The 24,609-nt window shown below is 66.6% G+C and carries 18 protein-coding genes; 2 read left to right on the forward strand and 16 right to left on the reverse strand.

Going from position 1 to position 24,609, the window contains the following annotated elements; translation table 11 throughout:
- Positions 1-11 precede the first annotated feature (11 nt).
- The 7 genes from Spa11_RS14795 to Spa11_RS14825 form a co-directional block, all read right to left on the reverse strand.
- Positions 12-866, reverse strand: coding sequence for a hypothetical protein (locus Spa11_RS14795; RefSeq protein WP_145113581.1), 855 nt, complete (start codon positions 864-866; stop codon positions 12-14).
- 343 nt (positions 867-1,209) lie between these two features.
- On the reverse strand, positions 1,210-2,058 hold the full coding sequence (locus tag Spa11_RS14800) for an NAD(+)/NADH kinase (protein ID WP_145113582.1): 849 nt from the start codon (positions 2,056-2,058) through the stop codon (positions 1,210-1,212).
- A 43-nt stretch (positions 2,059-2,101) separates the two neighbouring features.
- The gene (locus tag Spa11_RS14805; RefSeq protein ID WP_145113584.1) at positions 2,102-2,524 is read right to left on the reverse strand and encodes a hypothetical protein; all 423 of its coding nucleotides are present in this window, start codon (positions 2,522-2,524) and stop codon (positions 2,102-2,104) included.
- Positions 2,525-2,571: 47 nt separating this feature from the next.
- Entirely contained in the window at positions 2,572-4,485 is a 1,914-nt protein-coding gene (dxs, locus tag Spa11_RS14810) for a 1-deoxy-D-xylulose-5-phosphate synthase (protein WP_145113586.1), read from the reverse strand.
- 361 nt (positions 4,486-4,846) lie between these two features.
- Positions 4,847-5,767: a polyprenyl synthetase family protein gene (locus tag Spa11_RS14815; RefSeq protein ID WP_231932955.1), complete on the reverse strand. Its 921-nt coding sequence runs from the start codon at positions 5,765-5,767 to the stop codon at positions 4,847-4,849.
- A gap of 146 nt (positions 5,768-5,913) precedes the next feature.
- Positions 5,914-6,324, reverse strand: coding sequence for an exodeoxyribonuclease VII small subunit (gene xseB / locus Spa11_RS14820; protein WP_145113589.1), 411 nt, complete (start codon positions 6,322-6,324; stop codon positions 5,914-5,916).
- 60 nt (positions 6,325-6,384) lie between these two features.
- Entirely contained in the window at positions 6,385-6,831 is a 447-nt protein-coding gene (locus Spa11_RS14825; protein WP_145113591.1) for a hypothetical protein, read from the reverse strand.
- Between the two features lie 167 nt (positions 6,832-6,998).
- Between Spa11_RS14825 and Spa11_RS14830 the strand changes: the two genes are divergently transcribed.
- On the forward strand, positions 6,999-7,916 hold the full coding sequence (locus Spa11_RS14830) for a tetratricopeptide repeat protein (RefSeq protein WP_145113593.1): 918 nt from the start codon (positions 6,999-7,001) through the stop codon (positions 7,914-7,916).
- Positions 7,917-8,040: 124 nt separating this feature from the next.
- Complete coding sequence (locus Spa11_RS14835; RefSeq protein ID WP_145113595.1) at positions 8,041-8,304, forward strand: hypothetical protein; 264 nt, start codon at positions 8,041-8,043, stop codon at positions 8,302-8,304.
- A gap of 46 nt (positions 8,305-8,350) precedes the next feature.
- Here the strand turns inward: Spa11_RS14835 and Spa11_RS14840 are convergent, their stop codons facing one another.
- From Spa11_RS14840 to Spa11_RS14880, 9 genes are all read right to left on the reverse strand, one after another.
- Complete coding sequence (locus Spa11_RS14840; protein ID WP_145113597.1) at positions 8,351-9,325, reverse strand: CNNM domain-containing protein; 975 nt, start codon at positions 9,323-9,325, stop codon at positions 8,351-8,353.
- Complete coding sequence (locus tag Spa11_RS14845; RefSeq protein WP_197529416.1) at positions 9,322-10,707, reverse strand: CNNM domain-containing protein; 1,386 nt, start codon at positions 10,705-10,707, stop codon at positions 9,322-9,324. Before Spa11_RS14845 ends, Spa11_RS14840 begins: the two co-directional genes overlap by 4 nt.
- A gap of 145 nt (positions 10,708-10,852) precedes the next feature.
- The gene (locus Spa11_RS14850; RefSeq protein WP_197529417.1) at positions 10,853-12,724 is read right to left on the reverse strand and encodes an ABC transporter permease subunit; all 1,872 of its coding nucleotides are present in this window, start codon (positions 12,722-12,724) and stop codon (positions 10,853-10,855) included.
- A 324-nt stretch (positions 12,725-13,048) separates the two neighbouring features.
- Positions 13,049-14,245 carry an NPCBM/NEW2 domain-containing protein gene (locus Spa11_RS14855; protein ID WP_197529418.1) on the reverse strand — a complete coding sequence of 399 codons (1,197 nt, stop codon included), beginning with the start codon at positions 14,243-14,245 and terminating at the stop codon, positions 13,049-13,051.
- A 71-nt stretch (positions 14,246-14,316) separates the two neighbouring features.
- On the reverse strand, positions 14,317-15,330 hold the full coding sequence (locus Spa11_RS14860) for a prenyltransferase/squalene oxidase repeat-containing protein (RefSeq protein WP_197529419.1): 1,014 nt from the start codon (positions 15,328-15,330) through the stop codon (positions 14,317-14,319).
- Positions 15,331-15,464: 134 nt separating this feature from the next.
- Positions 15,465-16,220 carry a hypothetical protein gene (locus Spa11_RS14865; protein ID WP_145113608.1) on the reverse strand — a complete coding sequence of 252 codons (756 nt, stop codon included), beginning with the start codon at positions 16,218-16,220 and terminating at the stop codon, positions 15,465-15,467.
- Positions 16,221-16,363: 143 nt separating this feature from the next.
- Positions 16,364-19,870, reverse strand: a complete 3,507-nt coding sequence (locus Spa11_RS14870; RefSeq protein WP_145113610.1) for a hypothetical protein — start codon at positions 19,868-19,870, stop codon at positions 16,364-16,366.
- 56 nt (positions 19,871-19,926) lie between these two features.
- Positions 19,927-22,245 (reverse strand): VWA domain-containing protein, encoded by a 2,319-nt coding sequence (locus Spa11_RS14875; protein WP_145113612.1) that lies wholly within the window; start codon positions 22,243-22,245, stop codon positions 19,927-19,929.
- Positions 22,218-24,473: a VWA domain-containing protein gene (locus tag Spa11_RS14880; RefSeq protein WP_145113614.1), complete on the reverse strand. Its 2,256-nt coding sequence runs from the start codon at positions 24,471-24,473 to the stop codon at positions 22,218-22,220. The genes Spa11_RS14875 and Spa11_RS14880 overlap by 28 nt, the downstream gene beginning before the upstream one ends.
- Positions 24,474-24,609 lie beyond the last annotated feature (136 nt).

Raw genomic sequence — 24,609 nt, forward strand, 5'->3', positions numbered from 1 at the left:
CGCGCGAGACATCACGGCTTGCTAGCAACCGAAGTAGGCCCGTCCAGCAGCTTCTCCTCCAGGCGGGTCAACAGGTGCATGCTGCTGGTGGCGCCGGCAAAGCCAAGCACGCGGCGATCGACGTCGAGCCGCTGCGATAGAATTCGGCCGTTGTCGATGTCGAAGCGGATCTCGCCCTTCACCATCCGGTGGGCCATCTGGCCGTCGATCTCCGGCGTCGTCGGCGAGATCACCTGGAACTCGCTCTGGATCGTCGCCACGCCGGCGCTGACGCTCTTGAGTGTGTGCTTGCGGCGGGCGGCGATGGTCTTCTGTCCGCCATCGCCCACCTTCACCAACACGTCGATCGGCTGGTTCCACGAATCGCCGATCGCGATCGGGCCTTCTGGCAGCAGCAGAGTCACTTGCTCGTGCGGGTCCGCGGCGGGCTGGTGGTGCTTGATGTCGCGGCCCTTCACCTCGCCACGCGGCGACATCCGGATCGAGCTGAGCGGCACGCCCACCGCGCGGGCGGCGTCCTCAAACCCCGGAGGCGGCTCTTCGCCGCTGGTGCTATCAAAGACCATTGCCGCGCGGTCGGGGAGCTTGTTCTCCATCCGCACGCGTTCGACGAGGTTGAGAAACTCGATCTCGCCATCAGGCGTGACGTCGATCACCTTCCACACCTTGAGCGAGACCGTCTTGGTCTGCGCTTCTTGGGTGGTCCCTTCCATCGAGTTGGTGACGCTCGAGCGCTGATCCACTTCCCAGCGGAGCGTGTCGCCCGTCTTGAACTTGTACTGGAGAAGATGCTTGCCCCCCTCCTCCGCTAGCACGCAGAGAGGCAGGGCAAGGGCGAGAACGAGCGATGCTAGCTGGCGGGTCATGTCGTGCCATCCTTGGCTTGCACATGGAGTCGATGGGAGAACGCTAACGATGACCGATGGGCGGCGATCGATGGAAGCCCAAAATTGTGGGAGGTGTCTCCAGACCCCGATTACGGTATCCCGGCCGAAGACGGCGTGGTGCGCGTAATCGGGGTCTGGAGACTCCTCCCACTTTAATGAAACCACAGAGGCACAGAGGCACAGAGGCACAGAGGCACAGAGGCACAGAGGCACAGAGGCACAGAGGCACAGAGAGCACTGAGGAAGACACAGAGAAGCAGCAAGAGCACTTAGCGTCCCTCAGTGCCTTCTGTGCCTCTGTGGTTAACGAGAGCGACGCCGCCTATTTGCCTTCGCGCGGCCGGCGGCCCCAGCCGAGTTTCTCACGCAGCGTGTGGTAATACGCCTGCCCTTCGATCTCGATGAGCTGAAAGACCGCCGGCGAGCGCTCGACGCGTACCGTGTCGCCCGCTTCGATCTTGGCGATTAGCTGCCCGTCCACCAACAAGGACGTGCCAGGATTGGGATTGGGAACCGTCAACTCGTAGGTCCGGTCGGCCGAGTCCACGACGGGCCGCACCGTCAGCGTGTGCGGGTTGATCGCCGAGATGACGATCGCCTGGATGTCCTTGCGGAGGATCGGACCGCCGATCGCCAGGTTGTGCGCGGTCGAGCCGACGGGAGTCGAGATCAGCATGCCGTCGCTGCCGTAAGTGGCGGCCAGCGCGCCATCGATCCGCAGATCGACCTCGATCATACCGAAAGGTTCGCCGGCGAGGATCACCGCCTCGTTGAGCCCCAACCGCGTTTCGACAACTTCGCCGCCACGGACAAGCGAGCAATCGATCATCAAGTGATCGACGAGCCGGTACCGCCGGGCCGCGACTTCGACGAGCGTCTTCTCGAGCTCATCCGGATTGGTGCCGGCCAAGAAGCCGAGCTTGCCGAGGTTCACGCCCAGCACCGGGATCTGCTCGCTCCCCATCCTTCGAGCCGTGCGGAGCATCGTGCCATCGCCCCCCATCGCAATGGCGATCTCGGCGCCCTGGGCGTCGAAGGGCGCTTCCAGGTCGTTCTCCACGGCAACGACCGGCAGGGCCTCTTCGATCACGGTGCGTAGCGACGCCGCCCGCTTGGCCAATTCAGGCCGCGAGCCATCGTACATCAGAATCGCATTAGGGGCTTCGGGCATGTCGCTAGTGTAGGGTCCGCTGTGCGGACCGTGGAACGGGGCCTCAGATTCTTAGAGCGACCGTACTTTCCAGTCGTCCCACCGCGCCTTCCGGAGCAAAAAGTACGGCTGCAAGTCCAAATGCTATCGCGTACATGGTGTAAATGATCGCAAGTATCAACACGACGATTGCGAGGGGGATGCTTCTTCTGAGCTCAGTAATCGCGAACCACCAAGTTTGATAGACGCTCGCAAGAAGAAATGCATCGAAGATGATGGCGCCAGTGATTGCTCGACGGACTACCCACTCGATGCTATAGCGATATTCTCGTCCAAACGCTGCTCCGACAATCCAGTCCGAGACATAGTTGAACGCTACCGCTGCAACCAACCCTACTGCAAGCATCCCCAGCATGACCGCAAGAGTTTTGCCGATTCGAATCGCGACTTCACGAACAGCGTTCCCCGCGCCTCCGCATTGAGACATTTTGATTTCGGGTAGTTGCGTGCCTGACGCCTCGATTCCCATCTCAGCTACCCCGCTAGGTTCGCCGCGCGGGCGCCGGCAAGTTCTTGGCACGTCTTCAAGATTCCCGCCGAGTCGAGACCCAGGTCGGCCAGCAGCTCTTCGCGGTCGCCGTGCTCGACGTACACGTCGGGGATCCCAAGGCGCCTGAGGTGGGCCGTCGAGACGCCGGCGTCGGAGCAGGCTTCGAGCACCGCGCTGCCGAAGCCGCCAGCGAGCTGCGCTTCTTCGACCGTTACAACGAAGGGGCTGCGATCGATGATTGGCAGAATGGTCTTCGTATCGAGCGGCTTGATGAAACGGGCGTTGACGACCGTAAGGTCGATCCCCTGCTCGCTCTGCAGCTTGTCCGCCGCGGCGAGGCAATCGACGAGCAGAGCGCCGCCGCAGACGATCGCGCCGTCGGGGCCTTCGCGCAACACTTCGGCCTTGCCGAGTTCGACCGGCGCGCGGTCACCGGCAATCTCAATCGCCGCCGCCTTTGGGTAACGGATCGCGCAGGGACTATCGTGCTTGATGGCAAAGTCGAGCATCGGCGACAGATCGCCGGCGTCGCCGGGCGCCATGACGACCATGTTCGGGAACACGCGCAGGTAAGCCATGTCGAACACGCCGTGGTGCGTCGCCCCGTCGGGGCCAGAGAGGCCGCCGCGGTCGAGCGTGAACGTCACCGGTAGGTTCTGGAGCGCCACCTCTTGGAAGATGTGATCGAACGACCGCTGCAAGAACGTGCTATAGATGTCCACGACTGGGCGCACGCCAACCTTCGCCTGCCCGGCCGCAAACGCGACCGTGTGCGCCTCGCAGATGCCCGTGTCGAAAAAGCGATCGGGGTAATCATCGCGCAGCCGTTCGAGCTTGTTCCCCTGGCACATGGCAGCCGTAAGGACCGTGACGCGGTCGTTCTTCGCCATCGCGGCGTGGATCGCATCGCTGGCGACGTGCGTGTAGCTGCGGCCGTCCGATTTCTTGATCGAGACGACGCGGTCGCGGTCGGAAGTGTCACGCTGGAACACGGGCGGCGCGTGGAACGTCACCGGGTCCTCGGCAGCGGGGCGGAAGCCGTGGCCCTTCTCGGTGACGACGTGCAACAGCACCGGGCCGTCGCCCGCCTTCACCATCCGCAGGTACTTACGAAGCAGTTTAATGTTGTGGCCGTCGATCGGGCCGATGTAGCGGACACCGAGCTCTTCAAAAAACATGCCGCCGTGCAGGCCGGCCTTCGCCGCTTCTTTGATCTGCGCGAGCATCCGCTCGGTCGGATCGCCTAAGAGCGGCACCTTCGACAACACACGCGCGACCTCTTCCTTGAGGCCCGTGTACATCGGATTCATCCGCAACCGATCGAAGTAATCCGCCACGCCACCGACGCGCGGGCAGATCGACATCTTGTTGTCGTTCAGCACGATCAGCAGTCGTTTGCCGTCGCGATTGAGATTGTTGAGCGCTTCGTAGACGACTCCCGAAGGGAACGCCCCGTCGCCGATCACCGCGACGCTCCAACGATTCTCGTGCGGCCGCAGCGCGAGGTCGCCGCTTGCCAAACCGTGAGCCGTCGAGACACTCGCCCCCGCATGGCCGGTGACGAAGAGGTCGTAGTCGCTCTCTTCGGGGTTGGGGTAGCCCATCAGGCCCCCCTTGGTGCGGATCGACGGGAACTCGTCGTAACGGCCCGTGATCAGCTTGTGCGGATAGATCTGATGCCCCGTGTCCCAGATCAGCCGGTCGTGCAAGAAGTCGAATGTCGTGTGCAGCGCGAGGCACAGCTCGACAACGCCCAAGTTCGAGGCGAAGTGCGCGCTGCGCGCCTCAACAAGGTTGCAGAGCGTATCCCGGATCTCCGACGCCACCTGCTCTAACTGCGTAGCCGACATCCCATCAAGGTCGCGCGGCGAGGCAATCTTCGGCAGGAGCGGGGGCATCGGCTGGTGGGCTTAAGAAAGGAGCAAAAAAGCTTCCGCAAGTGAGTCGCGTCGTGTCAACGCGGTACACATCGGTTGGGGCTTTAGAAGAAGGAGAGCGGGGGATGTTGGTGATAGGGGGGATCGGAAGCGGTCGGTACAGGGTGACGGTGAGGCGGTATCGATCAACGTAGGGCAGGCCTCGCCTGCCATGGAAGTAGAGTTGACTCGTGCCGGCGGCAGGCGAGGCCTGCCCTACGAAATTATTCTGGTCACAGGATTGGCTAGAACCACTTATCGGCGTGATCTAGGAATTGCCTAACCCACTAGCTTGCGATCCCCCTATCACCAACATCCCCCTATCTCCTTTCCTAAATTCACCTCACCTGTCCCGCTCGAGTATCTGTCGCGTTAGGGCGTGGAGTGGTTCCGCAGCGGGGCCGAGGGGCTTAAGGGCGGCGGTCGCTCGCTTCGCCAACTCGGCGGCGTAGGTGCGGCTTTCTTTGACGCCTAGCAGGCCCGGGTAGGTCAGCTTGCCGGCGTCTTGGTCTTTGCCGACACGCTTACCGACCGCCGTCGCGTCGCCGGCGGCGTCGAGCAGGTCGTCGGTGACTTGGAACAAGAGGCCGATCGCGTCGCCGTACTCCGACAGGGCGGTGAGTTGCGGCGGCTTCGCGCCCGCACACAGGGCGCCGAGGCGGAGCGACACAACGATCATTGCCCCTGTCTTGCGGCGGTGAATCGTTTCGAGCCGCTGAAGCGTCGCCTCACGCCCCTCTGGGGCCGCCAGAACGCCCGCTAGGTCGTCCACCTGGCCGCCTACGAGCATCCCTGGGCCCGCGGCGTGAGCGAGCTCACGGCACGCAGGAGCGGCCGCCTGGACGGGCGTGGGGGGCCAGATCAGCGTCTCGAAGGCCAACGCCAGCAAGGCGTCGCCGGCCAGGATCGCTGTCATCTCGTCGAACTGGCGGTGGACCGTAGGCCGGCCGCGACGTAGGTCGTCGTCATCCATCGCCGGCAAGTCGTCGTGGACCAGCGAGTAGGCGTGGATCATCTCCACGGCGCATGCGCAGTTGATCGCATCCGCCGGGTCGCCACCACAAGCCCTCGTCGCCATCAGCACCAGCCGCGGGCGGAGCCGCTTGCCAGGACCGAGCACGGCGTACCGCATCGCCTCCATCAGCCGAGCCGGCCGGCCGGGGGCCTCCCGCAGGGCAGCGGTCAGCGCCGCGTCGATCGCTTCGATATCGGACACTGAGTCGGCCGCGGCTTCAGACATCTCGGCGGCGGCTTCGGTAAGCATCAGTCGGGGGCAGAGCCAAAAGGGCGATCGGGCGCCCCTCTCGGGAGGCCCTCGCGGCGGGCGACTGCACTTTTAACCGCAACGCGGCTGCAATCGTAACGCTTTGAGCCACAACAAGATGGGGCTAGCTGGCAACGGCTACCAGTCTAAAAGAGCCGCGACCCCTCGTCCACGCCCGCTCGCTCTTGCCGCGAGCTGGCCTGTCCTGTGGCCCCAGCGGACCCCTTGGCCCCAGCGGACGTCGCCGAACGCTTCTTCGACCGGGCCGTCGCGTCCCGGTCATCGGCCGTGGCGCTGTCGTCGAACGGAGTCGTCACCGGATTGCCGTCGGCATCGACGCCGCTGAGCAGCTCGATCCGCCGCTCGGCCGCCTGGAGCTGGGTATGGCACTGCTTGAGCCGCCGCACGCCCTCCTCGTAGCGAGCCAGGGCGTCGGAGAGCCCAAGTTCGCCCCCTTCTAGGTCCGCAACGATCGTCTCGAGCTCGGCAAGCGATTCCTCAAACGGCTCCGCGGCGTCGGGCGTGGCCTTCTTGGCGGCGGCAGGCTTCTTCGCCATAGCGATCCTTTCTGAGTGCGTTCCGTGCGGAATCCAGTGAAACCAGTTTCGCCGAGAGGCCTACTCCCCGCCAAGAGGCCCGGTCCCCGCCAAAAGGCTCTGCGTGATCGCATCGAAGACGGCGCCCGCAACCTTCATCTCACGGTCCTCCGCCTGACTGAGGATCAAGTACGTCGACGCCCCGCGGTGGAGGGCCCGCAGCCGCGTGGTGCTGGTCAGGTCGAGACAAAAGAACGAGGCGTCCTTGCCGCGGATCGACTGGCCGGCGATCTCTTGATCGGCGTCGGCAATCTCGATCTCCGGATACTCCTCCCGCAGCGCTGCTAGCGTCTGGTCGAGCACGTGGTCGAGGTCGAGCGCCTCGGTGTAGACGATCAGCGTCCAGAACGCCGTGTTGGGGCTCGTGATCGTCAGGTTGAGTCGGGCGTCCTCGTCGGAGTCCTCCTCCAGCCGCCAGTTCTCGGGGTAGGCGAGCGAGACGCCCGATTTGTCGTAGGTCAAAAACACGCCGCGAACCCTCTGCTAGCAGCCGCTGCTTGCGGCCAAGGTGGTCGAAACACCCCATATTAACGCAGAATCGGACGGCTGTAGACCGGCGCTGCTGGCGTTGTGACGAGGGCGTTAGGCCGATACTCTCCCGCAGCGCCCCGCCCTCCGGCGCCGATAGGCAAGGAGTGGCCCTCAATTCACGCCGTCCGCCGTTGTTCCGCAGCACCAACTGCCGCCGCCTGTGTCTGTTGCTCGTCGGCCTGGCGATGTTGCCGGGTTGCCGGGCGCTGGCGCGTCGGCAGGCGCCCGACGTCGTCGGCCAAGCCAAGCAGATGTGGCGCCGGGGCGTCGCGGCCCTCGACGCGGGCAAGGCGGGCGAGGCCGAGTCTTGGCTCCGCAAGGCGGCCGCGGCGACGCCAAAGGACGCCGCCACGCAGCACCAGCTCGCCGAGGCCCTCTGGCAGACCGGCAAGCACGACGAGGCTCTCACGTGCGTCGAAGAGGCCTGCCGCTACGCCCCGACCAACATCGAGGCGGCGATCCGCGCGGGCGAGATGCGGCTCGCCAACGGCGACGCCGGTCAGGCGGTCGCCTGGGGTGAGCGCGCGATTGAAATCGACTCTCGTCACGCCGCCGCTTGGGCGCTACGCGGCCGCTCGAATGAAAAGCTCGGCAAGACCGACCTGGCGCTCGCCGACTACCAGCAAGCCCTCCGCTACGCCCCCACCGATGCAGAACTGCTCACCGATGTCGCCGAACTCTACCGCGACCGCGGCGACCACCGGCGTTGCCTGACGACGCTGCATCAACTGCTCGACGCCTACCCGCCCGGCCAAGAGCCCGCCGAGGCGCTGGCGATGACGGGCGAAACCTATCAGGCCCTAGGCCGGTCGCGCGACGCCACCGAGACGCTGCTGCTCGCGGCGGAACGGGCGCCGGCGGACGCCAACCTCTATTGTCGCCTCGCCGAGGCCCAAGCCGCTTGTGGGCAAAACGGTCGTGCGGTTGTCGAGGCCCAGCGCGCCCTCAGCGTTGATTCGTCGCACCAAGGAAGCCGCCAACTCCTCGCGCGGCTCCAACCCGGCGACGCGACGCTGCGATAATCGGCGCCACTGCTACAAGCGGACTCGGGCCTGCCTCACCGCGAAGTGTGAGCTAGGTTTCAGGCGGTGACCCCACAACCCCTTGTGGGCCTCCCGAACCAGAGCCCTCCGTGGGATTGCGAAGATGCCGAACAGCCTACTAGCCCCCGAACCCACCACAACGCCCGCCCCGGTTCCTGTAGAAGGCGGGTTCGTCGATCGCCGTCGCGAGAAGCAGGACGGCGTGGTTCGTGAGCGACGCCAGTTCACCAACAGCCACGACGGACTCAGTGACGAGGCCGGCGAGCTGGCCCGCGCCATCGACAGCTACAAAGCACGCCACCGCCGTCGCTTTATCAATTACGAAGAGATGCTCTCGGTCGTGAAGTCGTTGGGATACAGCCGCTAAGCGAGTCTCGGCTCCCCGAACCGATTCGACATCCATTCGTCTTCGGTCACACCGCATCCCATAGCGCTTGCTGGAGACGTTCGACGTAGACGTAACCCGTCACACGTCGCGCCGCTCCCACGACCGCCGCCATCGGCTGGCCGCTTGATTCGAGCTGCGTCAGCGCCTGCAGAAACGGCGTTGATTCGTTGAAGACCGTCAACGGCTCCGTTGGCAAGGAATCCGAGGTTGGCGGGTCCATCGCGAGCCGGGACGCGCGAACGTAGGCATAGCTGCCAACTTCTTTGTCCAACTTCGACGGTTCGACGGGCCAAGCGTCGATCTGATGGCGGCGGGCGAGCCGCAACACGTCCTCGACTGCGGCCCGTGTCGTCAGCCGCGGCTGACGGGCCACGGGCGTCATGAACTCGCGGAGTGGTTTGCCGCCGACAGCGAAAGTCGCTTGGGCGAGCACCCGCTGCGCCGGCGACAGCAAGCCGACGGCCTGCCCTTCGGCAAAGGCGTCGCTCAACTCACGCCGACGCACCGCCATCCGCAGCGGCTGAATGGACGACCCCGTCAAACGGCTGAGGCCCTTGCTGATCAGCCACAGCACCAACGTCGGAATCGCCAAGATCACGCCCGCCACGGCCAGCGCTTCGCCGCACCGCCGCATCAGCTTGTACGGCGACTTGAGGAACAACCGCTTCGGGAGCAACTCTCCGAAGATAAAAACGACCGGCGTAAACAACAGCGTGAACGCGACCTCGCCACCGGCGCCGGCGTTCGGCACCAGCACCGCGGCTGACGCCACGACGGCGGCCGACACCAGGTAGTTGGCGATGTTGTTCCCAACCAGCGCCGTCGAGACGAAGGCCTCGGGGTGGTTCGACGCCCACAGCAACCACCGCGCCTTGCGGTCGCCGCCGACGGCGTCGACCACTAGCCGGATGCGTGGCGCGCGGTAGTAGCCGGTCTCGGAGCCGCTAAAGAAGGCGCTCAGCGCAAGCCCGATGCAGAACACAATCACGGCCGTTGTCATGGCGCCCCCTCCTGCCCTTCTCTCCGCGGCGCACCAGGCTCATGGGAATCGTCTCGTGGACTGGGTTCGATCCGCACGGCGATGGGGTCGTCCTGGATGTCATCGACGGCTCCCCCGACGACCGCCCATCGCAATCCCTCGAAGTGAATCTCGTCACCGAAATGGAGGGGCCGCTGAAGCTGCTCCTGGAGAAGGCCCGCAACAGTCAAGCTGCGCGCCTCCACCAAGGCGCGCGTCAGTGACTCGGACGTCGTGGCCACATCGTCCCGCGCATCCACCCACGGCCCGAGCCCTTTCGCGACCCGCTTGAGCGGCGTCTCGCCCGACGCCGCCCAAGCGTTGTCGTCGATCGGCGCCAGCGCCGGGCCGTGGGCGTCGTTCGGGTCGATCCGCGACGTGTCACGCAACACGGCGTCGAGCAATTGCTCCAGCGCCACCACGCCGATCGATTCGCCGAGTTCGTTGATAACCACCGCGACGCGACGCCCCTCCTGACGGAGTTGATTCAGCGTCATCGACGCCGGCGCGCACCAGGGAACGACCGAGAGCGGCTCCGCGCGGAGGTCGAGTCGCTCCGGCGGCAACATCCCCAGCCGATTCAGCGGCAACGCAGCGGCGATCTCGTCGCTGCCCCACCCGGTGACGAGCACATACTCGCCGACGCCATCGACGCGCCCGCGAAGGCTTTCGAGCGACACCGGCGGGCTCACCACCAAACAGCGCCGGCGCGGCCGCATCATCTCCGCCGCGGTCGTATCGGCGAGCTCGACCAATCGAGCCAGCACCTGACGCTCTTGGATCAACAACGTCTCGTTCTCGACCGTCTCGTGCGACTGGATCGCGACGGCGCGCTCGAGGTCGGCGAGCTCCATCAACGGCTCGGCCTCAAGATTCGGCAGCAGCAACCTGGCCAGCGCGTCGCTGATTGCTTGCAACGCCGGCAGAATGGGGGCCACCAACTTCATCGCAACCGTCAGCGGCAAACTGACCGCCCGGCTCACCCACCGTGGCCGGATGACGGCGAGACTCTTCGGCAGGACCTCGCTGAACAAGATGATCGTCGCCAGCGAGCCAACCGTGAACAACGCTTGGCGCCAGGAAGACGCCTGCTCGCCGCCGCCGAACCGGGCCGCCACCACCGCCGTGAGGGCGAAGTTGGCCATGTTCACCAGCAGGTTCCAGAACAGGATCGCGGTGAGCAAACTCTCGGGCCGAGAGAGCAACGCCGCGGCCTGCCGTTCGCCGCGCGTGCCCTTCGCTAGGTCGGCGCAGTCCGACCGCGATAGCGAAAACAACGCCGCTTCACTCCCCGAGAAGAACCCCGAAACGGCGACGAGCATCCCCATCGCGGTGAGCTCGAACCAGTAGTCCAGCAGTTGCATGACGGGCGGCGGTTGGGCGGCGGAAGGCGACCCCATCCTAGCACAACCACGATGCTGCCGACGACCGCCACGGGAATAACCGCTGGGGCGAGCCGGCCACGTCAGTGGTCGGAGTGAATCGCCCCACTAACGTCGCCGGCTCGCCTCAGTCTTCGCGCGTCGGTTGCGACCCCGTCGCGATGTCGAACTCGGACAGCGCCGGAACCAGCATCGCCGCTGTCGCGAACCCAAAGGTGCCTACCGTCGCAAACCCCACTAGGCTGTAGCTCCCGAGCAGAAAGCTCACGATCGCGTAAAACGTCGCGAAGGGCGCCGCGAAGCTCGCCAGCGCCATGGCCGTCGAGGGGTTCCGCCACGCCAACGCCACGAACAACGCCAGCCCGCCGCCAACGATAAAGCCCAGGAACGAAGCCAACTGGCCGTCGAACGTGTTCGACAGCGCGAGCATCATCCGCATGCACGTCGAGACGCCCAGGAATAAGAACAGCAGCGTGCCGACGCTGACGCCGATCGCCTTGCGGCTGCTGGAGTAGATCATCGCCGCGTGCAAACCAAGCACCGCCGCAAAGACATCCATCACCACGACGCACGCCATCAGCACGCCCAGTTCCCACCCGCTCACGGCGCCGACCCAGCCGAGATAGCCGCACAGCAGGAGCGGCAGCACGATCATCTCGCGCGAGTTCCAGAAGGCGCCGCCGAGCTTGCCGAGGATCAGCTCCTGCGGCGAGAGGTCGGTCGTCAGCAGAAGGTCGAGCGACTTGCCGTCGCGCTCGCCGGTCAGCGAAGTCACCGACAGGGCGTTCACCAGCACGAGGCTCACCACCAAGAGCGGCGCCATCGGCAACGCCGCGGGCGGGATCGCTGACCGCAAGGCCGCAGCATCGCCAAGCGTCTGGACCGTCGCCAACGCACAGACGACGAAGATCACCAGGTAAGCCGCTTTCACCACCAGCACTTTCTTGCCGTAGGCCCAGGTGCGGACCTCGCGCCACAGCACGGGGTTGTCCCACACGGGCCGCGACTGACCGCCGGCGTGGTGGACCGCGGCGTCTTGCCCGCGCGCCTTGCCAACGACGACCGTGCTCTCGTCGGGCGCCGTCGGCGAGATCGTCTCGGCGATCACGCGTTCCCGCGGCGCCGACGACGCGGCGCCCGCCGGCGTCGCGCGAAGCTCGCGTGACGGGTTCCAAACCCGCACCATCCCCACCGAGATGGCGTTGAGCAGCATCGTCAGGCCGACTCCCACCCCAACGAACCATGCCGCCGACTCGGCGCCGGTGGCGACCGGTTGATCGATCCCAAACAACGCCGGCGCCCGGCCCCAACGCGGCTCCATCGCCGCGGTCAAAGCCCGCCAGGGGCTAACCCGCGCCGCAAGGTCGTCGGCGTTCATCCCGAGCAGCGGCGTCCCCAACACCCCCGACGCGATCACCTCGCCCAGCGCCAGCCACAGCACCAAGCCGATCGCCGTCAACGCCAGCGCTTGAAACGTCTTCTCACGCCAGAGGGCGAGCATCGAACCAAGGCTCCCCGACGCCAACGCCGCCGCTACGGTCACCGCGAGCGCCCAGGCGATCTGCCAGTGATCGACGCCGCCGAGCAGCGCAATTAGCAACAGGAACGGCGCGACAGCCAGCGTCGACACCAGCACCGTCAGCAAACTCGCCAACAGCCGTCCGATCACCAGCTCGCTGTTGCTCAGGTCCGTTAGCAGCAAGAGCAGCAGGGTCCCCTTGCTCTTCTCCTGCGACACGGCCGCCGCCGAGAAGAGCGCCGAAAAGAGCACCGCCACGGTGAGCACCAGCGGCGTCAACAGCTCGAACACGACGCGACCGAACCGCGCCAGGTCGCCCGGCCCGTCTAGCTCGCCGCCGCCGCTCGAGCCGACAAACACCTGCCAAGCCGTCAGCGCAAGGCCCAGCAGCGCCGCGACGAGGAGCACTCGCGCGACAAAGAACTGCGGTCGCCGCGGGGCGGTGATCGCCTCGCGCGTGAAAACGGGGCCAATGAACAAAGGAAACGAATCGCTGGTTGAGGGGAAGACTCTCCAGCTTAATCGGCCGAGCGGGCCTTCGCATGCCCCCGCCGTCTCGGTTCTAGTCCGTTGCCTCGTGCCGGGGGTGAGACCGCTTGCGCTTGTGAGACCTGAGGCTTGAGGCAAGAGAACCGGGGGCTAAGGCCCCGCGGCTGATGGTCCTTACCAGCAAGATCAGCCGGCACGCCTTAGCGTCCGGTTCTTCGGCGCCGGATTCGACTTAGGACGATTGATGCAGGATGCACATCAGGACAAGCCCTGAGCCCGCTTTCGCTCTCCCCCGTCCCTCGTCCCAACCTTCCGTCACTCGACAGAAACTAGTCGCGCGTCGAGCCACAAGGCGTCATCCCCCGCGTCGCCGTCGTCGGCAAAGTCCACCACCAGCGCCAGCGCAGCGGCGCCCGCCAAGTCGATGTCGATCGGCCGCGCCGCCTCGCCGACACGCATCACGTAACCCTCGTTGGCGGGCTCGAACTTGCCTTCCTTCACCAAGTAGACCCGGAACGAAACGCTCCCTGTCGCAGCCGCGCCCGGCTCGGGATCGGCGACGGCAATCTCGGCCTGGAAGCGCTGCGGCGAGCCATCGAGCCGATACACCAGCCGCGCCGCGGTGTGCATTGCAATCCCCTTGGCCGCCCGCCGCCCGCCGCCGACTAGCGGCCCGCCGCGGAGACCCCCGTCGCGCGTGTAGGGCCACGGCAAGTCGAGGTACGGCGTGTGCCGATAGTCCGCCGGCTCGAGGTCCGACAGATACCGCACGCCCGAGGCGAGGGGCTGGATCAAGACGAGCGTCGCCGCTTCGCCCGTCACCTCGGCGCCAGAGGCCTTCGCGGTGAACGAGTCGTTGGCGACCGTCAGGTCGTCAGCCTTTAGAAGCGAGCCGTCCGCGAGGCCGACAAGACACTTCGCCTCAGTGCGTTCTATGCTTCCGCCGCTAAGCCGCAGAGCGGCGACCGATTCGAGGGGAGTATCGATCGCTTCGTCGGCCACGACCAATCGCAGCGTGTCATTCGTCAGCGATTCGACGCGGCCGATCAACCGGTCGCCGCCAACAAGCAAGACAACGTCCTCACCATCAACGACATCAACCGACGGCAGTCGCTCGACATCGAGCCCCACCGCCTCGGGTGTCAGCAGCAGCCAAGCCACCGATTCGCGGGGAAAATCGACCCAACCCTTGCCACGTCGCAGCCGCACCGTCGCTTCATCCACCCGCGCCAGCCCCGCCGGCGACCAAGGCCGATCGCACACGAGCCGCGACCCATCCTCCAGCACCACCGCCGTACGCGTCACGGCTGCCCGCGGCTCACCCCAACGGACAAGGCCCGATAGCTCCCGCTCTTCGCCATCAACGACAAGCACGCCCTCAACACCATCGCGATCAACCGAGAACGCCTTGATCGCCGCCTCCTCGATCCGCTCACCGCCCGCAAAGACAGCCGTCCCATCCGCCAATACAAAACTGCCCGTAAACAAACACCCAACGACGAGCGCTGCCACGACACCTCTGCGCCTCTGTGTCTCTGCGCGATTCATACCGCTAACGGATGCGTGTCGCATGGATCGGTTAACTAACGCTGAAAGATCGGCAGTTGATTGTTTGGCGTTTGCAAGATGACACACGCCATCGCCGTGCCGTACGCCGACCCATTGCCGTCCTGCCAAGACCCGTCGCCCAGCTGCGCGCCGATCAACAGGTCGCGGATCGTCGGGTACCAGCGGTCCCAGCGGTCGCCGCCAGCCTGCCACATCGCCTGCACGGCGTAGTAGTGGCCGTAGTAAAAGTGACCCGCACGCGACGCCCGATCGCCAACCGGCAGCTGCCGATCAAGATACAACAGCCCACGCTCAACCGCGTCGTCGTCGTAGACGCCCGCGCTGTAGAGCGCCACGACGCCCGCCGCCGAACGTGGGAACTGGCTCGAACGGTCACGGGGCGTGTAGCCGAACCCGCCGTCCTCGACCTGGCAACGCTTCACGTACGCGATGCAGCGATCGACCACTTCCGCCGGCACATGGATTCCTGCGTTCCGCGCCGCCCGTAACGCCATGATCTGGCAGATCGTCACGCTGATGTCGGCGTCGGTCGGCACGGGCTGGTAACGCCAACCCCCTTCGGGATTCTGCGCCGAGACGATCAGCCGCACCGAGGCGGCGACCTTCTCGCGCAAGTCGTCGCGCGGCGACATGCCATACGCCTCAGCGAGGAACAGCGCCGCAAAGCCGTGCCCGTACATTGGCCCGTGGCTCGTAGCGCCGCCGACAGCGATGAACCCGCTGGGCTGGGTGTTCTCGCAGAGGTAATCGACGCAGCGCTGCGCGTTCTCGCCGTAAGGCCCGCGGTCGGGCGTACTCCCGCTAGCCAGAAACGCCATCCCCGCCAGCGCGACGATCGCCGGGTTGTTCCCCATCTGCTGACCACGACCGCCGAACGACCCGTCGGCGAGCTGCGCCTCGGCCAAGTAACGCAACCCGCGGTCGATCGAGCGGTCCGCCGGCGCGACCATCTCCAGCGCGGTCTCGTCGGGCGTCGCCCCCTCAGCGGCTTCGACAGACGCCAATGGCAGCGTGAGTAGGGCGCCCACCAGCAAAAGCAATCGCGGGAGGGGTCTCCAGACCCCGATCACGGCATCCATACCGAAACGGCATGGTGCGCGTAATCGGGGTCGGGAGACCCCTCCCACAAAATCGGTTCGAACTGCCGCCGCAAGCTGCCGTGTCACGGCGCCTCCCGGCTCGAGCGCTCCGCGAGGCGGCGGTAGTACTGCTGCAACTCGTCACGGTACTCGGGCAGGAACTCGCTGTCGGACCCTTGCAGCATCCGCTCACGCATCCGCTCGGGGAGGTGACCCCACGCGGCCTTGAGCAGCTCTTGTTGCTCGGCCGGGTCGGTGTCGGAAATGCCGGCGTTGCTGCCGCTCGTGCCCGACTGGTTCGCCTTCTGGGCGAGCTTCTTCGACGCCTGCGCCGGCTTCTTGCCTTCGCCCTGCTTTTTACCTTCGCCCGGCTTCGGCTGGCTGCGCTTCGAGGCCTGCTTCTCTTGGTCCGATGGCGGCTTGTTGCAGTTGCCGCCCTGGCACTGCTTCTCCATCTCGGCGATCAACTGGTCGAGCCGCGTGACGACCTGCTTCTGAACCGGCACGGCGGGCTTAACCTTCGCGTCGTCCCGGATCAGCGACTCGGCTTGGCGCATGCCGTTGACGACGCCCGCCAGCGGCGACTCGCCAACGTCCTCCCCCGCCGTCTCTGCGCCGCCTTGCTTGAGCAGGCGGTCGAGCATCTCGTCGCGTGGAACAAAGGCCCCGGGCCCCGCGGGTTCAGGCCGTGCTTCCGGCGCGGGCGACAGCGACTTCGCCAAGTCATCGTCGAGCAGGCTGTCGCCTAGGTTGCCAACCACCGGCGCCGGCGCGGCAGCAGCGATCAGCGGCAAGCACCAGAGGGTGAGCAGCGCGATCAGGCCTTTTCGCTTCGACATCGGATGCTCCGTGCGGGCGTGGGGCAGGCCGCGCCTGCCAGAACTCGAATCCATCGCAACGCGGCAGGCGGGGGCCGCCCAACAACGCTGCAATTATAGCAAATTGGCGCCAACGCCTCGAATCGAAATAGCCACTATTAGGCTTATTCTGGCGGCGGCTCCGCCTCGGGATCATTATCCCGCTCCGACAACTCCAAGGCTAGCTCGGCCAAGCGCCGCTGGCGGTCGGCGAGCTCTTGGCCCTGGTCGCCCCAGTCCGGGGGGAGCGGTTCTCCCGATCGTCGGGCCGTCGCCGTGTCCGCCTCGTAAGCGTCGGTCTCTGACAGCACCTCGAGCTGCATCAGCCGCAGCATCTTCAGCTCGGCCACGTCGATCGGCGAGGGCGGTGGCGGCTGGCCCCCCTGCCCTCCCCCGCCGCCCTCCTGCTGCGGCTGGTCCTCCTGCGGCTCGGGCGGCGTCTGCTCCAGCACTTCCTTGATGTGCTGCAATCGACGCAGCGCCATCGACTCGAGCCGCTGCGTCGACGAATCGACGCGCGACTCTTCGAGCCGGCTCGCCGCCTCCGTCGTCTGATCCGCGGCGCCGCCGAGCGCCAGCTCGAAGACGGCACGCTTGCCGAGTTCTTCGGCGAAGCGCGACAGCTCGTCCGCCAAGTCCCGTTCGCTCGCCGCTAGCTCCGGCGCCTCGGCGTCGAGCCGCTGCCGATCGGCCGCATGCTCGAGACCGATCGTCGTGTCGAGCACGCCTTCCTGCCGCTCGATGTAGCCGTCGATCCGCGCCTTGAGCTGGTCGAGTAGTCGCTGCGTCTGCCGGTTCTGCATCTCGCGGATCGCCTGATCGATTTCACGCTGCGCCTGCTCGAACGACTCTTCCGCTTGAGCCAGCTGCTCTTGCTGGCTCCCCTGTTGCTCTTCTCCGCTGGTCTGCTGCGCGCCCTGCGAGGTGCTGGCAGCCGCTTGCGACGCGGTGAGCCGCTCAAGCCGCCGACTCGCCCGCGCCGCGCGCGACGCCGCACGCTGGCGGGCTTGGGCGGTCTGGCGGGTGTCGGGCCGCTGCTTGAGTTCTTCCACCTCGCGCTGCACCTCGGCGAGCCGTTCCTTCTCTTGCTCCAGACGCTTGGCGAGTTCCTCCGGATCGGTCGTCGTCCGTTGCCGCAAGGCCTCGACCATCGCCTGCAGTCCGTCGGCCGCGCCGCGCTGCGCCTGCGAAGCCGCACCAGTCCGACTGCGCGCCAAGTCGCTCGACGCTTCGCGCAGCTTGCCCGCCACGTCGGCGTCGTCCGACTCGGCCAGTGCGTCGCTCACCGACTCCGAAGCGGTTGTCGGCTCGGCGCCCTCGGGCTGGCTCGCCAACAGCTTCTGCATCGCGGCGCGGAGCTTGTCGAACCGCCGCGCGACTTCGGCCTGGCTGGTGAGCAGCTTGTCGCGCTCGGCCTGTGTCGGGTCGGGCATCAGCTTCGACGCCATCGCCGCGGCTTGCTTCTGCGCTTCATCGGCGAGACCGCGCTGCATCTTCTCCAGCGCCGCCGCTTCGCCAGCGAACCGCTGGTAGTCGGCCCAACTAGTGAGCAAATCCGCAACCTGTTCTAGGCGTTCCATCGCTTCCGCTTGCTGCGTCTGGGCGTCGCCTAGCCTCTCCTGGAACTCGCCGGCCGCTTGCTGCTTGTCGGCATTCGGCTCGTTCGCGCGCTGCCCGACACGCCGTGCCGAGGCGAGCTCGCCACGCGCCGCGGGCATCGCCCCCTCGCCGACTTGCTCTAACGTCTCCGCCGCCGAAGCGAGTTGCTGGGCAAGCTCGGGCGCTTCCAGCCGGCTGCGCTGCAGGTCTTCGAGCAGTCGCTTCGCCGCCGCCGCCGCGCCCGACGAGGGATCATCAACCGCGGCGGCCGCCTCACGCTGTTGGAATTCGATCGACGTCAGCCGGTCGAGCTGCGCGCGATCGACGGCGCCGGCCTGCTGTGTGTCAGCGGCGAGGTCGCCTGTCGCGGTCGTCGCGTCGCGTTGCGTGGCGATCGCTTGCTGCACCTGCCCCAACAGCCGCGACTGCCGCTCGGCGAGCCGCGACTGGTACTCGTCGTCGGTCACCACCAACAGCCGCCGCGGCGATTTGGTGCGACCCTCTTGCCCCGCGTAGTCCGTCGCGACGAGCGACACCACCAGCTCATTCCCCGGCTCCACGCCGAGCGCTTCCAGGTCCCAATCGTAATCGATAGGCGCCTCGTCGCCGTCGTCAAGCGACGCACGGGCGGGCGGCGTCGCTTCGCCCTCGCCGATCAACTCGCGCTGCGGCGCTGGCTCTTCGCCTTCTTCAGCCGGAGGCGCGGTCCACTCGAGATCGACCCGCGCCAGCGCCAAGTTGTCCGTCGCCACGCCGGCGATCGCCACAATCGCGCGGGCCGTGACGACATCGTCCTCTTCCGTCGCGCGCCACTTAGCCTCGGGCGGCGCGTCGGCGACGACCTCGTAGCGGTGTGGGCCGACAATTCCCTTCACGCCCGAATCGCCTTCGAGACGCACCTCGTAAGTCGGCTTGGCAGCGGCGTCCTCAACGACTTCGGCTCTCCAACCGAGCGGAAAGGACACAAACTGCTTCTTCTCATCGTCAAGCCGTAGCTTGACTTCAGTGCCGCCCGGTAAGACGACCGTTGAAGCAGCTAACGGCTTATCCGACGCGCCTCGGAGGTTGATCTCAGAACCTGCCAGCACACGCAATGGCCCCGAGGATTCCATCAGCGTCGGTAAGCCGCTGTAGGCCGGTGGCTTTGCATAAACCGTATAACGCTCCGCGACAGGCGGGTCGATCACCTCAAGATCAATCCACGCCATCGTGTCGTCGTCGCCGCCGACGAAGCGATACGCGAACGCCCGCTGCACCCGCTCGCGCGTCGCGACGGCCTGATCGCCGACGAGCTGCGCGGGCGCCGTCTCACGCCGGTTCGATCCTTCTTGGTCGGAGGCGAAGCGGTACTCGATCCGCACGTCGCCCGGCAGCGGACCCGATTCGTTGACGGCGGTCGCCTCGAACGTCGCACCGCGGGCGAGCGTGGTCGGCGGATCGACCGCGCGGAGCGTCACCATTCGCGGCCACGGCGCGTGGGCCCACGGCGCCGCCAAGCGGTACAGCCCCGTCCCGAGCGCCGTCCCCGACACCAACGCGACAATTGCCATCGCCGCGGCGGCGCCGGCGAGCCAGCGTGTCGCTCGCCACAGCGGCGTCCGATCGACGACCGCGTCAAAAGGCAGCGAGTCCGCCGCGTTCGAGGCTTCGACCACTACCGCCCGACGCAACTGCTCCGAGCCAGCGGTCGGGTCACCGGCGTCGCTCGCCGCGAACTCAACGGCGCTCGCCAAACGGCTGCCAAGTTCGGGACGCACTTGCTGAAGGCGCTGCGCGACGCCCAGTCGCGTGGCGTCAGGCGGCGTCAGGCGCCGCTTGGCCCACCCGGCGACGCCGATCGTCGCGCCGATGAGCGTCAAGGAGAACAACCAGCGGAGCCCCGGATCATTGAAGCGCCCCAGCCAATCGACCAGTACCAGCAGCGCCGTCAGGCCGATCGCCGCGGCGGTGACCCAGCCGACGGTCGCCCAGCGTGCGACCGATCGCAAGCGGTTGGCGGTGGCGTCGAGTCGTTCTAGGAGCGGTTGTGACACGTTAGGTGGTTGCTTGTAACCTCCGACGACTAACGTCGCCGGCTCGCCATTGAGGATTAGAGCATTGCACGGCGTTTGCGGAGGATCCATTCGGCGCAGAGGCAGGCCGTGATGCCCGCCAGCAGCGGCCAGCGGTTCCAGATTTCGATTGGTGGTAGTGATTCCAACGCCGTCGGTCTGCCTGGGGGGATCACTTCGTCAAGCCGTTGGGCTTCGTCGTGAGTGAGGAACACGCCGCGCGACCGCTCCGCCGCGGCGTTGAGGCCGGCGCGGTTCATCTCGGGCCGAGCGTCCTCACCCAGTGGCGCGATGACCTCGAACTCGGTCACCGTGGGCGTGGCGCCCGCTTCGGCGAGTAGCGCGCGATAGCGCCCCGGCGGCAGATCGCGGACGGTCGTCTCGAAGCGTCCCCCCTCGCCCCCGGCCGCTAACTCGATGCGTCGCTCCGCCTTGCCGGGCGATTGCAACACGACGGTCGCCGTCTCGGCCTTAGCGGCGCCGGGCCGCTGGTCGCGCAAACGCAACCGTACGGCTTCGCCCGGCTCGTAACGCCTCTTGTCGGCGGCGAGTTCGAGTCCCGCCGACGCTTCGTCCTGTTTGTTGCGCGCAAGCGATCGCAGCGTCTGCACCCAGTAGCGCGCGAAGTAGACGTCGCCCACCCGGTAACGCCAGCGGTACGTCGCGTCGAAGGCGTGCAGCAAAACGCGCCCAGCGCCGTAGTACTGCGACACGATCAGCGGCGCAGGTTCGCCGCGGTCCAGGCGGGCCGTCGGGTGAACCGCCAACACCTGCGCGGCGGGCTTAGGTGGACCCACATCGGCGCGCCAGTAAAGCGGCGCCAGCGAACGCCAGATGCGTCCGCTATCGGCGGGCGAGTCGCCGAGCTCCATCGCCGGGTTCTGCTGGCCCAGCTCCGTCGGCAACGCCTCGAAGCCGCTCTTGTCGCCCCAGCCGCCGAACGAAGACTCACCCACTTCCGTCGGCGCCAGGGCGACGAACGACTCACGGCCGCGATAGGCGCCGGGCAGGTAACGCGGCCCCGCAACGAGCACGACGCCACCACCCCGTTCGCTGACAAACTTCGCCACCTCGTCCCACAGCGACCGCGGCAACAGCGTCGGGTCGAGGTCCACCAGCACCAGCACGTCGTACTCGGCGAGCGCCTCCAGCCGTAGCGGCATCCGCGGCAGCGCCGCCAGGTCGGCTTCGGAGTACTCTGGGTCGGCCTCTTGCAAGTGCGTCGCGACGCGGATCGTCTCGTCGCGCTCCAGCAGCTGCTTGAGATAGCGATACTCGTAGTTCGGGTACCCCGCCGCGAGCAGCACGCGGATCTGGTCGTCGCGCACGCGCAGCGAGTGCGTCAACTCGCTTGGAGCCGCAGACGCCTCGCCTTCATCGGGAGCGGTTGCGCGGAGCGTGTAGCGAAACTCGCCCGGCGTCGTAGGGCGATCGATGAGGCGCACTTCTGCGGTCCCGCTCTTTGGCGTGACGGTCTCCGTAGCGACGGGCTTGCTCGACCCCTCTCGCAGCAATTCAACACGGATCGGCTTGCCTTCGAGCCCGCGCGTCGAGAGCGTCGCCTTGAACGCCACCAAGTCATCGACAAAGGCGGTGTCATCGGCGATCAGGTCCGACAGCCGGGCCTCGGGAGGCGCTTCCTCGCTGCCGAGCCCGACGACATAGAGCGGCACGCCCGAACGCCGCGCCGCCTCGGCCGCGTCGGCGAGCGACCGGCCAGCGGTCACTTGCCCGTCAGAAAGCACGAGCATCCCTTGCAGCGGCGCGGCAGGACCGCCGTCGAGCTGAGCCGCGATCGCGTCGCCGAGCCGCGTGGCGGTGTCGTCGGCCTCCGGCAAGGTCTCCGCGTCACCAAGCGACGCGGTGATCTGCTCGGCGCCCTTTGCTGCGTTCGCGATGGCGCCGTCCACAACCGCCAGCTCGAGCTCGTAGCCACGCTGCAAGTCGCGGAGTAAATCGCCTTCATCGGCCGTGAGCAACTCCTTCGCCGCTTCGAGCCGTGTCTTTGATAAATCGCCCACGTCGGATCGCTCCATGCTCGCCGAGCGGTCGAGCACAATCGCCAGCCGCGGCTTGCCGCTGCGGCTGCCGGAGAAGACAGCCTCGCTGAGCATCGCCAGGATCAACGCGATCGTTGTCAGCCGCAGCAGCGTCAGCGCCGTCCGGTAGGCGAAGCCCGCGGGCGTCGTCTCGTAGCGATAGCAGGCGATTACCGCCGCGACGGCGGCGACGACGAAGACGAGCGTCATCCACGGCGCCCAGGTCCAGTGCGTTTGCAAGCGCCAGACCTCGGTCTCAGCTTGCGCCAGTAGTGTTGGCAGGTAGCCGTTCAACCGCTTCCCCTCCCGAACAGGCACGCGACGGCCGGTTCCATGAGCGCGAGCGCCAGCGCGCCGTAGAGCAGCCAACGGTGGATCGGCGTCGGCGCCGCTGCGGCGGCCGACTCGCTTGCGGCGTCGCCAACTGCGCGGCGGACGGTGAGTGAATCGGGGAGCAACTCGACCGCGACGGTCATCGGATCACTCTCCGCCGAGTCGACGTTCACGGCGACCGCCGAGTCGGGCACGTCACCCGCGGGTCCGTAGCGATAGACGCCGGCGAGCTTCGTGGAAGCGAACGACCAAGAGCCTGCTTCATCGGGAGCAACGCGTCCCACTTCGCCGCCCGTTGGCCCTTCGACAGCGATCTGTGCCGCCGAACCACTGGCGACGCGACCGTCGATCGGCTGCCCTACCAGCAGCGACTGCGCGCCGGCGTCGTTCGCCAGATACGTCACGAGGCCGCGCACGATCGGCAAGAAGCTCGGCCAAGCCGGCAACACCGTCCACGCCTGCCCCGTCGCCGGGTCGAGCGAACTAAGCGTCGCCGCCGTCGTCAACACCGCCACGCGCCCACGGCCAATCTCGCCCGTCACCAGCAGCGGGTCGCCGTTCTCCAGCGCCATCGCGACGGTTGCCGACGATGACTTCGGGAGTTCGATGGGCAAGTGCCGCATCACCGGAATGTTGAGCAGCCCGGCGCGTTCTTGGCCTTGGAACGGCCGGACGATCGGGTGCTTGTACTCGAGCGGATCGACACGGTACGACGGCGCGGCAACCGACGGTGACAACCACCCCGGCATTAGCGTCCCATCAGAGGCCACCTCCTCCTCGCCCTCAGCCGCTTGCGGCTTAACGTCCACCGACACGAGGCGCACGTCGGGCCGCGGCGTAGCGCCGAGCGTCTCCCGCCGTGGCCCCAAGGTTTCGTTGTAGCGCTGCGGACTAACACGGTCCCCAAGCAACCAAGCGACACCGCCGCCGCGTTCGACATAGTCGTGCAGGCGCTCGGCTTCGGGTCCGGAGAGTTCGCGCACGTTCGACAAGAAAACGCAAACGTACTCCGAAAGATCCACCGTCGGCAGGTCGGCGTCGCTGACGATGACCGGCTCGAACGCGCCCTCGCCCGTCGGGTCGAGCGCGTCGGCCAGATAGTCCGCCGCCCCCGGCGCGCCGGCGACGCACAGCACCCGCACGCGCGGACGCAGCGTCACGGCGACGTAGCGCGTGTTGTCATCGGCGAGGCGGTCCTCGGCGCCGGCTTCGTTGGCGATCCGTATCGCAATGGACCGGGCGCCGGGTTGATCGATCTTGTGCACAAAGTCGATCGGCGTCGGCTTGTCGCCGGAGAGGGTCACGCGGCGCTCCGCGACAACGGCGTCGTCAACAAGTAGTTCAACGACCCGCTCGACTTCTTGACCGTCGTAAACGTGCGCCTCGGCCAGCACTTCAATCGGCGCCGCGAGCGTGGGGAAGCCGTTCACGAGCCCCGCGGACGTGATCGCGACGCTCGGCAACGGCGAACCGCCCACGTCGAGGGCAGAGATCGTCGCCGCTTCATCGAGTTTCTTGTAAGCCTCCGCAGCGGTAGTGCCCTCGTCAGCGGCGAGCGGCCCCCAGCTGTTGGCGCCGAGGTCGCTGAGCAGCACGACTTCCTGGCGCTGCGTGGCGCCGATCTCGCCGGCGCTATCGACGAGACGCTGCGTCGTGGTGAGCGCTTGTGCGAGGTCGGCGACGCCTTGCGACGGCGTGATCGCTTCGATCGCGCGCTTTGCGGCGGCGGCGTCGGAGGTCGGCCGGCCCAGCGGCGAGCCGGCGTCGGCGCCCATCACCACGAGCGAATAGGTGTCGCCGGCTCGGGCGTTCTCCACGAGCTTGATCGCCAGTCGCTTCGCACGGTCGAGCGCCGAAGTTCCTTCCGCATCGACGGCGTTCATCGACAGCGACGCGTCCACCACCAGCACGCGGTGCGTCGGCGCGCCGCTTCCGAGCAGTCCGCTCTCCAGCAGCGGCTTCGCCGCCGCCAGAGCCACCAGCACTAAGAGCAGCGTCCGCATCGCCAGCAAGATCCAGTGCTGCAATCGCAGCTTGCGGGCTTGGCGTTCAAGAGCCGCCTTCAAGAACCGCACCGCCGCCCACGCCGTCTCACGGTGCGTCTGCCGCATCCACAAGTGAATCACTATCGGCGCAGCCGCCGCCGCCAACCAACCCAGCATGGCGAGGTTGACGAACGTAAAAGCGAGCAGCGGATTCTGTTCTGGTAGCAAAAAGTATTCTTAGTTCGAAAAATGGAACGCGGATGGACGCGGATTTAAGAGATGAACGCAGATACAACGAGTGTTTGATCCCCTTCAATCCTCATATATCCCGTCAATCCGAGTCCCATTCTTAGGTAGTTGTGAA

Origin of the sequence: Botrimarina mediterranea, from assembly GCF_007753265.1 — a bacterium.
Classification (GTDB): Bacteria; Planctomycetota; Planctomycetia; order Pirellulales; family Lacipirellulaceae; genus Botrimarina; species Botrimarina mediterranea.